The sequence below is a fragment of the Streptomyces sp. NPDC085900 genome, assembly GCF_044540925.1.
GTDB lineage: Bacteria > Actinomycetota > Actinomycetes > Streptomycetales > Streptomycetaceae > Streptomyces > Streptomyces gilvifuscus.
The window spans coordinates 13,393-25,839 of sequence record NZ_JBITSP010000015.1 but is presented as its reverse complement, the minus strand read 5'-3'; the positions used below and the strand labels follow the sequence as shown (position 1 = coordinate 25,839).

Sequence of the window (12,447 nt, the reverse complement as noted above, 5' to 3'; positions counted from 1 at the left end):
AGAGAGTCGGTCAGAGAGGCCGGAGAGCCGGTTCCTTCTGCACGGCCCCCAGCAGCCGGTCGAGCGCCATCTCCACGTCTTCCTTCCAGGAGAGCGTCGTCCGCAGCTCCAGCCGCAGGCGCGGGTGGACGGGGTGCGGTCGCACGGTCTTGAAGCCCACGGCCAGGAGGTGGTCGGCCGGCAGGACGCACGCGGGCTCTTTCCACCGCGCGTCCCCGAAGGCTTCGATCGCCTTGAAGCCCCGGCGCAGGAGATCCTTGGCGACGGTCTGCACCATCACCCGACCCAGCCCCTGGCCCTGATAGCCCGGCATGATGGACGAGGTGATCAGCTGTACCGCGTCCGGTGACACGGGGCTGGTGGGAAAGGCCGTGGAGCGGGGCACGTAGGCGGGCGGGGCGTAGAGCACAAAGCCCACGGGCGCGTCATCGACGTAGACGACCCGGCCGCAGGATCCCCAGTCCAGCAGGACGGCGGAGATCCACGCTTCCTTCTCCAGGGCGGCCGTGCCGGCCCTTACCGCGGCCTCTCCGCTGACTGGGTCGAGCTCCCAGAAGACGCACGACCGGCAGCGGTTGGGAAGGTCCTGAAGGTTGTCCAGCGTGAGCGGTACGAGCCGACGCCCCATGAAGGCTGTTCCTCGCTTCCTTCGCTCGCGGCGCCGCGAGCGGCTGTCAGAGAGCTCCGTTCCCTCAGCAGGCTGCCGACGAAGCCGCCGACCGCCCCCAGCCCCAGGGCCGCGCTCATCAATCCGGTCCGGCTCACCGTTCCCATGGGCCCCTGCCTCCCCTCAGAGGTTGCCTGGCGGATGTGCCACACCCGATCGCATCGTATCCACGATGCGATTCCATCGATACCGACTGAAAGCAAAGAGCGGGCCGTGTTCCGGTACACACCGGACACGGCCCGCCTGGCCGGTCACCGGCCCACAGAGGGGGCGGCGGCCACACTCTTACGCCTCGGACTCCTGGGAGTCGCCGTCGTGGAGACCGTGCTGAAGCACCGGTCCCTCTCCGGGAGCGAGGGTGCCGAGGATTCGCTCCAGGTCCTCCATGGACGCGAACTCGACGGTGATCTTGCCCTTCTTCTGCCCCAGGTCGACCTTCACCCGGGTCTCGAAACGGTCCGAGAGCCGGGTGGCGAGGTCCGTCAGCGCCGGGGAGACCCGGGTGCCGGCTCGTGGCCCCTTGGCGCGCTGAGCGCTCTGCGGCCGCGAACCCATCAGGGTCACGATCTCCTCGACGGCCCGGACCGAGAGCCCCTCCGCGACGATGCGGTGGGCCAGCCGGTCCTGTTCCTCCGAGTCATCGACGGAGAGCAGGGCCCGTGCATGACCGGCCGACAGCACCCCGGCCGCCACCCGGCGCTGCACGGCCGGCGAAAGCTTCAGCAGGCGCAGCGTGTTGGACACCTGCGGGCGAGACCGGCCGATGCGGTCGGCCAGCTGGTCGTGGGTGCAGTTGAAGTCCTTCAGGAGCTGGTCGTAGGCGGCGGCCTCTTCCAGCGGGTTCAACTGCGCACGATGCAGGTTCTCCAGGAGGGCGTCCAGGAGGAGCTTGTCGTCGTCCGTGGCCCGCACGATCGCCGGGATCGCGTCCAGGCCCGCCTCACGGCTGGCCCGCCAGCGCCGCTCACCCATGATGAGCTCGTAGCGCGAGGGGCCGACCTGACGTACGACGACCGGCTGGAGAAGGCCGACCTCCTGAATGGAGGTCACCAGTTCCTGCAGCGCGTCCTCGTCGAAGACCTCACGGGGCTGGCGCGGGTTCGGGGTGATGGAGTCGAGGGGGAGCTCCGCGAAGTGAGCGCCCATGGGGGCCGCAGGAATCTCCTCGCCGTTGTTCTGCGACGGCACCTCGGTTTCATGTGAAACCGGCGGCAGCGTTGTCACCTTCGCCGCGGCCACTCCGCGGTCGGTCGTCAGCACCGGGACCGACGACGGGGACGCGGCACTCGCGCCTCCCACCGCGGCCGATGCCGGCGTCTTCTCCGTCGGGGCAGCGGGGATCAGTGCGCCGAGTCCACGGCCCAAACCCCTCCGTCGCTCGCTCACTGAATACCCTCCACCATGCTCGGGTTGCTCTGGGCGCCGATATGGGCCTGCGTCGGGTCGTAACTGACGCCGACACCCTTCAGCGCGATTTCTCGTGCCGCCTCAAGATAGGACAACGCACCGCTGGACCCCGGATCGTAGGTCAGCACCGTCTGTCCATAGCTCGGCGCCTCGGAGATACGGACCGAGCGGGGAATGCTCGTCCGCAGCACCTCGTCGCCGAAGTGGGTGCGCACCTCTTCCGCGACCTGCGACGCGAGTCGCGTCCGGCCGTCGTACATGGTGAGCAGGATCGTCGATACGTGCAGGGCGGGGTTGAGGTGCCCCCGCACCAGGTCGACGTTGCGCAGCAGCTGGCCCAGACCCTCCAGCGCGTAGTACTCGCACTGGATCGGGATGAGGACCTCCGCACCGGCGACCAAGGCGTTGACCGTCAGCAGACCGAGCGAGGGCGGGCAGTCGATGAGGATGTAGTCCAGTGGGTGCTCGTAGGCCTGGATCGCACGCTGGAGTCTGCTCTCACGTGCCACCAGCGACACCAGTTCGATCTCCGCACCGGCGAGATCGATCGTGGCGGGCGCGCAGAAGAGTCCCTCGACATCCGGGACGGGCTGAACGACGTCGGACAAGGGCTTGCTGTCGATCAGAACGTCGTAGATGGACGGCACTTCGGCGTGGTGGTCGATCCCCAGGGCCGTGGACGCGTTGCCCTGCGGGTCGAGGTCGATCACGAGGACCCGGCCTCCGTGGACGGCCAGCGAAGCCGCGAGGTTGACCGTCGTCGTCGTCTTACCCACGCCACCCTTCTGGTTGGCGACCACGATGACGCGGGTCTGCTCGGGCCGCGGCAGGCCCTCGCCTGCGCGGCTCAGGGCTTCCACGGCCAGTTGGGCAGCACGACCGATCGGAGTGTCGTCCATCGGGGGCGGTGTTTCACGTGAAACATCCTCCCCCATCGACTCGGTACGGGGACCGGGGACCGGATCGGTCATCGGTCCCGCGATGTTGGCGTCGGACCGCAAGGATTCACTCTCCTCGACTTCAGGCTCGCAATGAACAGAGCCTCCCATGCCTTCGGGGTCGTGAACCAGTGAGGCCTGGGGTTCTGTGGAGAAATCCACCTCTGTGGACAACTCGGTTCCCTCATCGAGTGAACCGAGAGGCCTGCGGTCGCGGGGTTCGGCCGCAGCGCGGCCCCGGCTGATGATGCCGTGCAGCAGTGAGCGACGTTTCACGTGAAACACGATGCAGCGCAGCGGCGATCGAACTGTCGCGACACTCCGGGATGCATAGGTTTGGCAGCTTGTGTGGAGTAAGTCTCGTCGTCAGGACGGGTCACCGACGCCGGCGAGTCCTGCCCGTGCGGGCCGCCTTGGCTCGCTTGGCCGCGAAGCGCACACCGCCCGGGCTCTCGCCGACCTCCACCCGCACCACGGTGGACAGGGGATCGACCACGCCCTCACCGACGTGCAGGATCGACGTCTCCACGGCACCGAGCTTGCTCAGGGCCGTGGCGGCTGCCTTCAGCTCCTCCTCGGCCGTGTCCCCCTTGAGGGCCAGCATCTCCCCGTAAGGACGCAGCAGCGGAATGCCCCACGCGGCCAGCCGGTCCAGCGGCGCCACGGCCCGTGCGGTCACGACGTGCACCGCCGGCAGCTTGCCCATGACCTCCTCGGCCCGGCCCCGCATGACCGTCACATGGTCCAGGCCCAGCAGCTCCACGACCTCGGTGAGGAAGTTCGTGCGCCGCAGCAGGGGCTCCAGCAGCGTGATCTTCAGGTCCTCACGGACGAGCGCCAACGGGATACCGGGCAGACCTGCGCCCGAGCCCACGTCGCACACGGTCACGCCCTCGGGCACGACCTCCGAGAGCACGGCGCAGTTCAGCAGGTGCCGCTCCCACAGGCGGGGCACTTCGCGTGGCCCGATGAGACCGCGCTGCACACCCGCCTCGGCGAGCAGCTCCGCGTAGCGAACCGCGTCCGCGAAGCGCTCACCGAACACCTCACGCGCCTGCTCGGGCGCAGGGGGGAGCTCCGCTGCCTCCGTCACGGGGACCGTCCTTCCGTACCGCATCGGCGCATCACCGCGCCGGCCACCAGAACTACCAGGCTGACAAAGTCCGGCCCCGTCTGCGCTACAGACGGGGCCGGAGGAACGTATGGATCCGATCAGGCGGGAAGCACGACGACGAAGCGCTGCGGCTCTTCGCCCTCGGACTCGCTGCGCAGGCCCGCGGCCTTGACCGCGTCGTGCACGACCTTGCGCTCGAACGGCGTCATCGGCTTCATCTTCACCGGCTCACCGGTGTTCTTGACCTCGGACGCGGCCTTGGCGCCCAGCTCGGAGAGCTCGGCGCGCTTCTGGGCGCGGTAGCCGGCGATGTCCAGCATCAGACGGCTGCGGTCACCGGTCTCCCGGTGCACGGCCAGGCGCGTGAGCTCCTGGAGCGCCTCCAGCACCTCACCATCACGGCCGACCAGCTTCTGCAGGTCTCGGCTCCCCGTGTCGCTGACGATCGAGACAGCGGCGCGATCGGCCTCGACGTCCATGTCGATGTCGCCGTCGAGATCGGCGATGTCCAGCAGACCCTCGAGGTAGTCCGCCGCGATCTCGCCCTCCTGCTCCAGGCGGGTCAGGGTGTCTGCACCCTCGGCAGCGGCGGAGGTGGTGCCTTCCGTCACGGGATGGGCTCCTTCTTACTTCTTGGACGGGGACTTGGGGCGCTGCTGGCCCTTGCGCTGCCCGGACTGGGCCTTGCTGCGGGTGCCGCTGCCGGGCTGCGAGGCGGCCTTCTTGGCAGCGGAGGCAGGCTTGGCATCCTCGGGCTTGGCGTCCTCGGGCTCGTCGGACTTGCTCAGCGACGTGGTCGGTCCGGACTCGCCCGGCTTGGTCGGGCCGGACTGACGCTGGGCCTTGGTCTGGCGCTTGGGCTGCTGGCGCTTGGGGGCGGCGGTGCCGGTGGCCGGCGTACCGTCCTCGGTCTGCGTGGCCACGACGGCGTCGCTCTTCACCACGGTGCCGTCGGCCTGGGCGGCGAGGCCCGCCTTGTTGAGACCGTTGATGAACTTGCGCTCGAACTCGTTGCGGTCGCGGCCCTTGGCGACGATCGCCTTCACGATGGTCTTCTCGCTGCGCCGGCGGACCTTGCCGTGCTGGGTGACGTGCTTGGTCAGACGGTCCAGGTAGGCGGCCTGAGCCTTGGAACCCGGGGTCGGGTTGTTGTGGATGACGTACATCTGCTGGCCCATGGTCCACACGTTGGTGGTCAGCCAGTAGACGAGGACACCGACCGGGAAGTTGATGCCGAAGACGGCGAACATGACCGGGAAGACGTACATCAGCATCTTCTGCTGCTGCATGAACGGCGTCTTGACCGTGGTGTCGACGTTCTTCGTCATCAGCTGGCGCTGCGTGTAGAACTGCGACGCCGACATCATGACGATCATGATCGCGGTGACGACCCGGACGTCGGTGAGGGTGGCGCCGAGGGACTCCACCTTCGCCGAGCTGTCGGTGAACTTCGCCGCCAGCGGGGCGCCGAAGATGTGCGCCTTACGGGCGCTGGCGAGCAGCGACTCGTTGATGACGCCGATCGTGGAGCCCGTCGCGATGCCGTTGAGCACGTGGTACAGGGCGAAGAAGAACGGCGACTGCGCCAGGATGGGAAGGCACGAGGAGAGCGGGTTGGTGCCCGTCTCCTTGTACAGCTTCATCATCTCTTCGGACTGACGCTGCTTGTCGTTCTTGTAGCGCTCCTGGATCTTCTTCATCTCGGGCTGGAGCGTCTGCATCGCCCGAGTGGCCTTGATCTGCTTCACGAAGAGCGGGATCAGGCAGATCCGGATCAGGATCACCAGGGACACGATGGACAGGCCCCAGGCCCAGCCCGTGTCGGGGCCGAAGATCTTCCCGTACACGGAGTGGAACTGGACGATGACCCATGAGACGGGTGTCGTGATGAAGCTGAAGAGGCTGGCAATCGTGTCCACTAATCATGCTCCTTGGGCATGGGACGAGGTCTCTGCGGCCGGGCTCGAAGGAGGATTCTCTTCGGTGCTCGAAACAGGATTCTCTTCGGGGGCCGTTGCGGCGGCGGAGGACCCGCCCCTGCGTTCACGCCACGCGTCACGCAGCATTTCGTGCCATCGCGGGCGCTTGCGGGGCGGTACATGGTCCACACCGCCCAGCGACCACGGATTGCACCGCAGGATGCGCCAGGCGGTGAGCGCCGTGCCCTTGATCGCGCCGTGCCGGTCGATGGCCGTGTAGCCGTAGTGGGAACACGACGGGTAGTACTTGCACACCGGCCCGAGCAGCGGACTGATCGTCCACTGGTACAGCTTGATCAGAGCCAGCAGTGGGTACTTCATCGCGCGCCCCCTCCCAGCAGCCGCTCGATGGCGGCATCCAGGTCTTGGGCCAGTTGTGCATGGTCGGCATCGCCCGCGCCGGGCAACGCTCGTACGACTACCAGGCTACCGGGGGGCAGGAGAGCCACCCGCTCGCGCATCAGATGACGCAGTCTGCGCTTGACCTTGTTGCGTACGACCGCACCACCCACGGCCTTGCTCACGACGAAACCCGCACGCGTCGGGGGAGCGCTCTCCCCAGGCGCGTGCGGGTCCATGGCACCGCTACGAAGATGGACGACGAGGGACGGGCGTCCGGCCCGGCGCCCTCGTCGTACCGCGGTCGCGAAGTCCTCGCGCCGCCTCAGCCGGTTCTCGGTGGGCAGCACGACGGCATGACCTGACCGGGATCAGGCGGAAAGGCTGGCGCGACCCTTGGCACGACGGTTCGCGAGAATCGCGCGGCCGGCACGGGTCCGCATCCGCAGACGGAAGCCGTGGGTCTTGGCGCGACGACGGTTGTTCGGCTGGAAGGTGCGCTTGCTCACTCGGGGGCTCCAGAAATCAAATCGGTGGTTGCGGGTGCCGTGCTGGCTGTCACCGTGCGCCCACGAGTAGCTCGCAGTTACGCCCGAGTGCACCGCTTCCCGATCACCTGACGCGATCTGTGCCCTTCGGAGGCAGGCGGCAGCAGCCATCGACAACTCGACCTGGTTACGGTACGCGGGGCTACGCCATCCGGTCAAACCAGGGATCACGGAGAGACACTATCCACAGGCTGGGGACAACAACTTGAACCGCACCCGTCGCCCTGACTACCGTGGCTGAACTCCGATTCGTTCCCTTGAACCCTTGTTCATGGCTCCACCCCATTTGAATCCCGACCCGTCCCACAACCACACGTTCGTGGGACTCGTGAGAGAGCGTGCCCTGTGGCTGACGTACCTGCCGATCTTGCCGCAGTGTGGCCACGAGTACTCGAGCAGCTCCTGGGTGAGGGCCGGGGGCAGGGTGTGGAGACGAAGGACGAGCACTGGATCCGTCGCTGCCAGCCCCTCGCGCTGGTCGCCGACACCGCGCTGCTCGCCGTACCGAACGAGTTTGCGAAGGGTGTGCTCGAAGGGCGACTCGCTCCGATCGTCAGCGAGACCCTGAGCCGCGAGTGCGGCCGTCCGATCCGGATCGCGATCACCGTCGACGACTCCGCGGGCGAACCCCCCGCCCCTCCGGCGCCCCCGGCCCGCGGCCAGCAGCGCTACGAGGAACCCGAGCTCCCCTCCGGCGGCTACGACAACGGCCAGTACGACGGCTACGGCCGCCACCGCGCCGACGACCACCGCCCCGGCCGGCCCGACCAGCTCCCCGGCGCCCCCGGCGACCAGCTGCCCACGGCCCGCCCCGCCTACCCCGGCGAGTACCAGCGCCCCGAGCCCGGCGCCTGGCCGCGCCCCTCGCAGGACGACTACGGCTGGCAGCAGCAGCGCCTCGGCTTCCCCGAGCGGGACCCGTACGCCTCCCCGTCGCAGGACTCCTACGGCTCCCCGCAGGACTCGTACAACCCCTCGCCCCAGGACTACCGCCCGCAGTCGATGGAGCGCCCCTCCTACGACGGCCCGCGCCCCGACTACGACCAGGGTCGCCCTGACTACGACCAGGGTCGTCCCGACTATGACCAGGGCCGTCCCGACTACGACAAACCCCGCTCCGACTACGACCGGCCGCGCTCCGACTACGACCACGGGCGTCAGGACCACGACCAGCGCGACGGCCGCCGCGAGCTGCCCGAGCCGCCGGCCGGCTCCGGACACGTGCACCGCGGCGGCCCCGTCGGATCCCAGCTGCCCGCCTCCAGCGGCGCCCCCGGCCCGCTGGCCGCGAAGCCCGCGCCGGCGACCGGCCCCGGCGAGCCCACCGCGCGCCTGAACCCGAAGTACCTCTTCGACACGTTCGTCATCGGCGCCTCCAACCGCTTCGCGCACGCGGCCGCGGTGGCCGTCGCCGAGGCTCCGGCGAAGGCGTACAACCCCCTGTTCATCTACGGGGAGTCGGGGCTCGGCAAGACGCACCTGCTGCACGCGATCGGGCATTACGCGCGCAGCCTCTACCCGGGCACGCGCGTGCGGTACGTGAGCTCGGAGGAGTTCACCAACGAGTTCATCAACTCCATCCGCGACGGCAAGGGTGACAGCTTCCGCAAGCGCTACCGCGAGATGGACATCCTGCTCGTCGACGACATCCAGTTCCTCGCGGACAAGGAGTCGACGCAGGAGGAGTTCTTCCACACCTTCAACACGCTCCACAACGCCAACAAGCAGATCGTGCTCTCCAGCGACCGGCCGCCCAAGCAGCTGGTGACGCTGGAGGACCGGCTGCGGAACCGTTTCGAGTGGGGCCTGATCACCGACGTCCAGCCGCCCGAGCTGGAGACGCGGATCGCGATCCTCCGTAAGAAGGCGGTGCAGGAGCAGCTCAACGCCCCGCCGGAGGTGCTGGAGTTCATCGCCTCCCGGATCTCGCGCAACATCCGTGAGCTGGAGGGCGCGCTGATCCGGGTGACGGCGTTCGCCTCCCTCAACCGGCAGCCGGTGGACCTGGGCCTGACCGAGATCGTCCTGAAGGACCTCATCCCCGGGGGTGAGGACTCGGCACCCGAGATCACGTCGACGGCCATCATGAGCGCGACCGCCGACTACTTCGGGCTCACCGTCGAGGACCTGTGCGGCACCTCCCGGGGCCGCGCCCTGGTCACCGCCCGTCAGATCGCCATGTACCTGTGCCGTGAGCTGACGGACCTGTCGCTGCCGAAGATCGGCGCGCTGTTCGGCGGCCGCGACCACACGACGGTGATGCACGCGGACCGCAAGATCCGCAATCTGATGGCCGAGCGCCGCTCGATCTACAACCAGGTGACCGAGCTGACGAACCGCATCAAGAACGGCTGACACGGGCCGGCTCACGACGCCGAGGGCGCCCCGGGGACGAGATCCCCGGGGCGCCCTTCTTCATGCCGCCGTAGCCGCCTGTTCGATTACCTGCCTGGTTACGGCCTCTCTCCACAGATTCGGTGACTTTCTTGCGTCCACATCCTGGGGACTGCGAAGTTGTCCAGATCATGGTCCACAGGCACGCTGTCCAAAGGACGTCGGGCCAGGTCAGCCGGTTGTGGATTCGTGGACGAAGGATCTCCACAGGCTGTGGACAGACGATTGATCCACAAGCTGTGCATGAAGTTGTCCACCGACAACCCACAGACCGCGGGCCGTTTTCCCCAGCGATCCCCAGCTTCTCCACATGGCTGTCCACTGTTCGGCAACGCGACCCGCCCGATCACCGGGCCGAGTGAAAGCCGTCACACGAAGGTGCCGGGTTGGGCTGTGGGAAAGGTGGGTAAAGCTGGGGACGACGCTGGGGAGAAGTCGCCTCAGCCTGTGCACGGTGTGTGCAGAACTTTCTGTTCTCCACAGAACCCCTGAGTTGTCCACCGCCTCCGCCCACAGGGCCCGTGGACAAAATCTCGCACCTGAGCTGGGAAAACAGGGTTATCCACGGTATCCACAGGCCCTACTACTACTCCCGACTAGAGAGAGCGAGAAGTCCGTTTCGAAGTGGGCCCTGTGCACAACTCGCCGTCCGGCTCCCGGCTGCCCCTCGTCACGACTTGACCCCGAGAGGCACCTACTGTCAGTGCCGTGCGTCAGACTGTTCCCCGGTGTCCTTCCCCGCACAGGGGGCCCACTACACCGGGACGAGCACCGAGACAAACGACGAAGCCACGCAGGCCGAGAAGCGCCGGCAACAGCAGGAGGCGGCAACAGTGAAGATCCGGGTGGAACGCGACGTACTCGCGGAGGCCGTGGCCTGGGCGGCGCGCAGCCTTCCGGCCCGTCCGCCGGCGCCTGTCCTCGCCGGCCTCCTGCTGAAGGCCGAGGACGGGGCCCTGAGCCTGTCCAGCTTCGACTACGAGGTCTCCGCGCGTGTGTCGGTGGAGGCGGAGGTCGAGGAGGAGGGCACGGTCCTCGTCTCCGGCCGGCTGCTCGCCGACATCTGCCGCGCCCTGCCCAACCGCCCGGTGGAGATCTCCACAGACGGTGTACGGGCGACGGTGGTCTGCGGCTCCTCGCGGTTCACCCTCCACACCCTGCCTGTGGAGGAGTACCCGGCCCTGCCGCAGATGCCCAACGCGACGGGCACGGTCCCCGGCGAGGTTTTCGCCTCGGCCGCTTCCCAGGTGGCCATCGCGGCCGGCCGTGACGACACGCTGCCCGTCCTGACCGGTGTGCGCATCGAGATCGAGGGCGACACGGTCACGCTGGCCTCCACCGACCGCTACCGCTTCGCGGTCCGCGAGTTCTTGTGGAAGCCGGAGAACCCGGAGGCGTCCGCGGTCGCCCTGGTGCCCGCGAAGACCCTCCTGGACACCGCCAAGGCGCTGACCAGCGGCGACAGCGTGACCCTGGCGCTGTCCGGCTCGGGCGCGGGCGAGGGCCTGATCGGTTTCGAGGGCGCCGGCCGACGCACCACCACGCGCCTGCTGGAGGGCGACCTCCCGAAGTACCGCACGCTGTTCCCGACCGAGTTCAACTCCGTCGCCGTGATCGAGACCGCCCCCTTCGTGGAGGCCGTCAAGCGTGTGGCCCTGGTGGCCGAGCGCAACACCCCGGTGCGGCTGAGCTTCGAGCAGGGCGTGCTCATCCTGGAGGCCGGCTCCAGCGACGACGCACAGGCTGTGGAAAGGGTCGACGCGCAGCTGGAGGGCGACGACATCTCGATCGCCTTCAACCCGACGTTCCTGCTGGACGGCCTGAGCGCGATCGACTCCCCGGTGGCCCAGCTGTCCTTCACCACCTCGACGAAGCCCGCGCTGCTGAGCGGCAAGCCGGCTCTGGACGCCGAGGCGGACGAGGCCTACAAGTACCTGATCATGCCGGTGCGGCTGAGCGGCTGACGCGGCCGAACGTCCGTCGGGTTGTCCACAGGACGTGGACAACCCGACGTCCCTCTGGGGAGAAGCCGCAGGTGGGGGCGTACGTATGAGCGCGTATGCCCACAGGTGTGCGCGAGCGTCCGGGTTTAGGCTCGGACACAGGTACGAACGTGCCTCACACGCCACACAGCGACCTAAGGAACAACTCTGATGGAGCTCGGTCTCGTCGGCCTCGGCAAGATGGGCGGCAACATGCGCGAGCGGATCCGCCGCGCGGGCCACACCGTCGTCGGATTCGACCGCAACCCGGACCTCGCGGACGTCCACAGCCTCAAAGAGCTTGTGGAGAGCCTCGCGGCGCCGCGCGTGGTCTGGGTGATGGTCCCGGCCGGTGCCGCCACCCAGTCGACGATCGACGAACTGGGCGAGCTGCTGCAGCCGGGCGACGTCGTCGTGGACGGCGGCAACTCCCGCTGGACGGACGACGAGAAGCACGCCGAGGAGCTCGCGGCCAAGGGCATCGGCTTCGTCGACTGCGGCGTCTCCGGCGGCGTCTGGGGCCTGGAGAACGGCTACGCGCTGATGTACGGCGGCGACGCGGAGAACGTCGCCAAGGTGCAGCCGGTCTTCGACGCCCTCAAGCCCGAGGGGAAGTTCGGCGCCGTGCACGCCGGCAAGGTCGGCGCGGGCCACTTCGCGAAGATGGTCCACAACGGCATCGAGTACGCGATGATGCAGGCCTACGCCGAGGGCTGGGAGCTGCTGGAGAAGGTCGACTCGGTCACGGACGTGCGCGAGGTCTTCCGCTCCTGGCAGGAGGGCACGGTCATCCGCTCCTGGCTGCTCGACCTCGCGGTGAACGCCCTCGAGGAGGACGAGCACCTGGACAGGCTGAAGGGTTTTGCACAGGACTCCGGTGAGGGACGCTGGACTGTGGAAGCCGCCATCGACAACGCCGTGCCGCTCCCGGCGATCACGGCCTCCCTCTTCGCGCGGTTCGCGTCGCGCCAGGAGGACTCTCCGCAGATGAAGATGATCGCGGCGCTGCGCAACCAGTTCGGCGGCCACGCGGTCGAGAAGAAGTAATCCACAGGGCTGTCGAGAACGGCCCACAACCT

General features: G+C 68.2%; 12 protein-coding genes. 3 read left to right on the top strand and 9 right to left on the bottom strand.

What is annotated here, in order from left to right; translation table 11 throughout:
• Window positions 1-10: 10 nt before the first annotated feature.
• From ACIGDI_RS37410 to rpmH, 9 genes are all read right to left on the bottom strand, one after another.
• Window positions 11-628, bottom strand: coding sequence for a GNAT family N-acetyltransferase (locus tag ACIGDI_RS37410; RefSeq protein WP_390628556.1), 618 nt, complete (start codon window positions 626-628; stop codon window positions 11-13).
• A gap of 324 nt (window positions 629-952) precedes the next feature.
• Entirely contained in the window at window positions 953-2,053 is a 1,101-nt protein-coding gene (locus ACIGDI_RS37405; protein WP_399906470.1) for a ParB/RepB/Spo0J family partition protein, read from the bottom strand.
• On the bottom strand, window positions 2,050-3,123 hold the full coding sequence (locus tag ACIGDI_RS37400) for a ParA family protein (RefSeq protein ID WP_399906754.1): 1,074 nt from the start codon (window positions 3,121-3,123) through the stop codon (window positions 2,050-2,052). Before ACIGDI_RS37400 ends, ACIGDI_RS37405 begins: the two co-directional genes overlap by 4 nt.
• Window positions 3,124-3,388: 265 nt before the next feature.
• Window positions 3,389-4,105, bottom strand: a complete 717-nt coding sequence (rsmG, locus tag ACIGDI_RS37395; RefSeq protein WP_200703095.1) for a 16S rRNA (guanine(527)-N(7))-methyltransferase RsmG — start codon at window positions 4,103-4,105, stop codon at window positions 3,389-3,391.
• Between the two features lie 119 nt (window positions 4,106-4,224).
• Window positions 4,225-4,737, bottom strand: a complete 513-nt coding sequence (locus tag ACIGDI_RS37390) for a R3H domain-containing nucleic acid-binding protein (RefSeq protein WP_200703096.1) — start codon at window positions 4,735-4,737, stop codon at window positions 4,225-4,227.
• A 15-nt stretch (window positions 4,738-4,752) separates the two neighbouring features.
• Entirely contained in the window at window positions 4,753-6,045 is a 1,293-nt protein-coding gene (yidC, locus tag ACIGDI_RS37385) for a membrane protein insertase YidC (RefSeq protein ID WP_399906467.1), read from the bottom strand.
• 3 nt (window positions 6,046-6,048) lie between these two features.
• Window positions 6,049-6,426, bottom strand: a complete 378-nt coding sequence (gene yidD / locus ACIGDI_RS37380; RefSeq protein ID WP_200703098.1) for a membrane protein insertion efficiency factor YidD — start codon at window positions 6,424-6,426, stop codon at window positions 6,049-6,051.
• Complete coding sequence (gene rnpA / locus ACIGDI_RS37375) at window positions 6,423-6,794, bottom strand: ribonuclease P protein component (protein WP_399906464.1); 372 nt, start codon at window positions 6,792-6,794, stop codon at window positions 6,423-6,425. Before rnpA ends, yidD begins: the two co-directional genes overlap by 4 nt.
• Window positions 6,795-6,815: 21 nt before the next feature.
• Window positions 6,816-6,953 carry a 50S ribosomal protein L34 gene (rpmH, locus tag ACIGDI_RS37370; protein WP_015659252.1) on the bottom strand — a complete coding sequence of 46 codons (138 nt, stop codon included), beginning with the start codon at window positions 6,951-6,953 and terminating at the stop codon, window positions 6,816-6,818.
• Between the two features lie 384 nt (window positions 6,954-7,337).
• Here rpmH and dnaA point away from each other — a divergent pair, with 384 nt between their 5' ends.
• The 3 genes from dnaA to gnd all read left to right on the top strand — a co-directional run bounded on the left by dnaA (window position 7,338) and on the right by gnd (window position 12,415).
• Window positions 7,338-9,347 (top strand): chromosomal replication initiator protein DnaA, encoded by a 2,010-nt coding sequence (gene dnaA, locus ACIGDI_RS37365; RefSeq protein WP_399906462.1) that lies wholly within the window; start codon window positions 7,338-7,340, stop codon window positions 9,345-9,347.
• Window positions 9,348-10,219: 872 nt separating this feature from the next.
• Entirely contained in the window at window positions 10,220-11,350 is a 1,131-nt protein-coding gene (dnaN, locus tag ACIGDI_RS37360; RefSeq protein ID WP_058924298.1) for a DNA polymerase III subunit beta, read from the top strand.
• A gap of 189 nt (window positions 11,351-11,539) precedes the next feature.
• A complete protein-coding gene (gene gnd, locus ACIGDI_RS37355) occupies window positions 11,540-12,415 on the top strand; it encodes a phosphogluconate dehydrogenase (NAD(+)-dependent, decarboxylating) (protein ID WP_399906459.1) in 876 nt (291 codons plus the stop codon).
• Window positions 12,416-12,447: the final 32 nt, after the last annotated feature.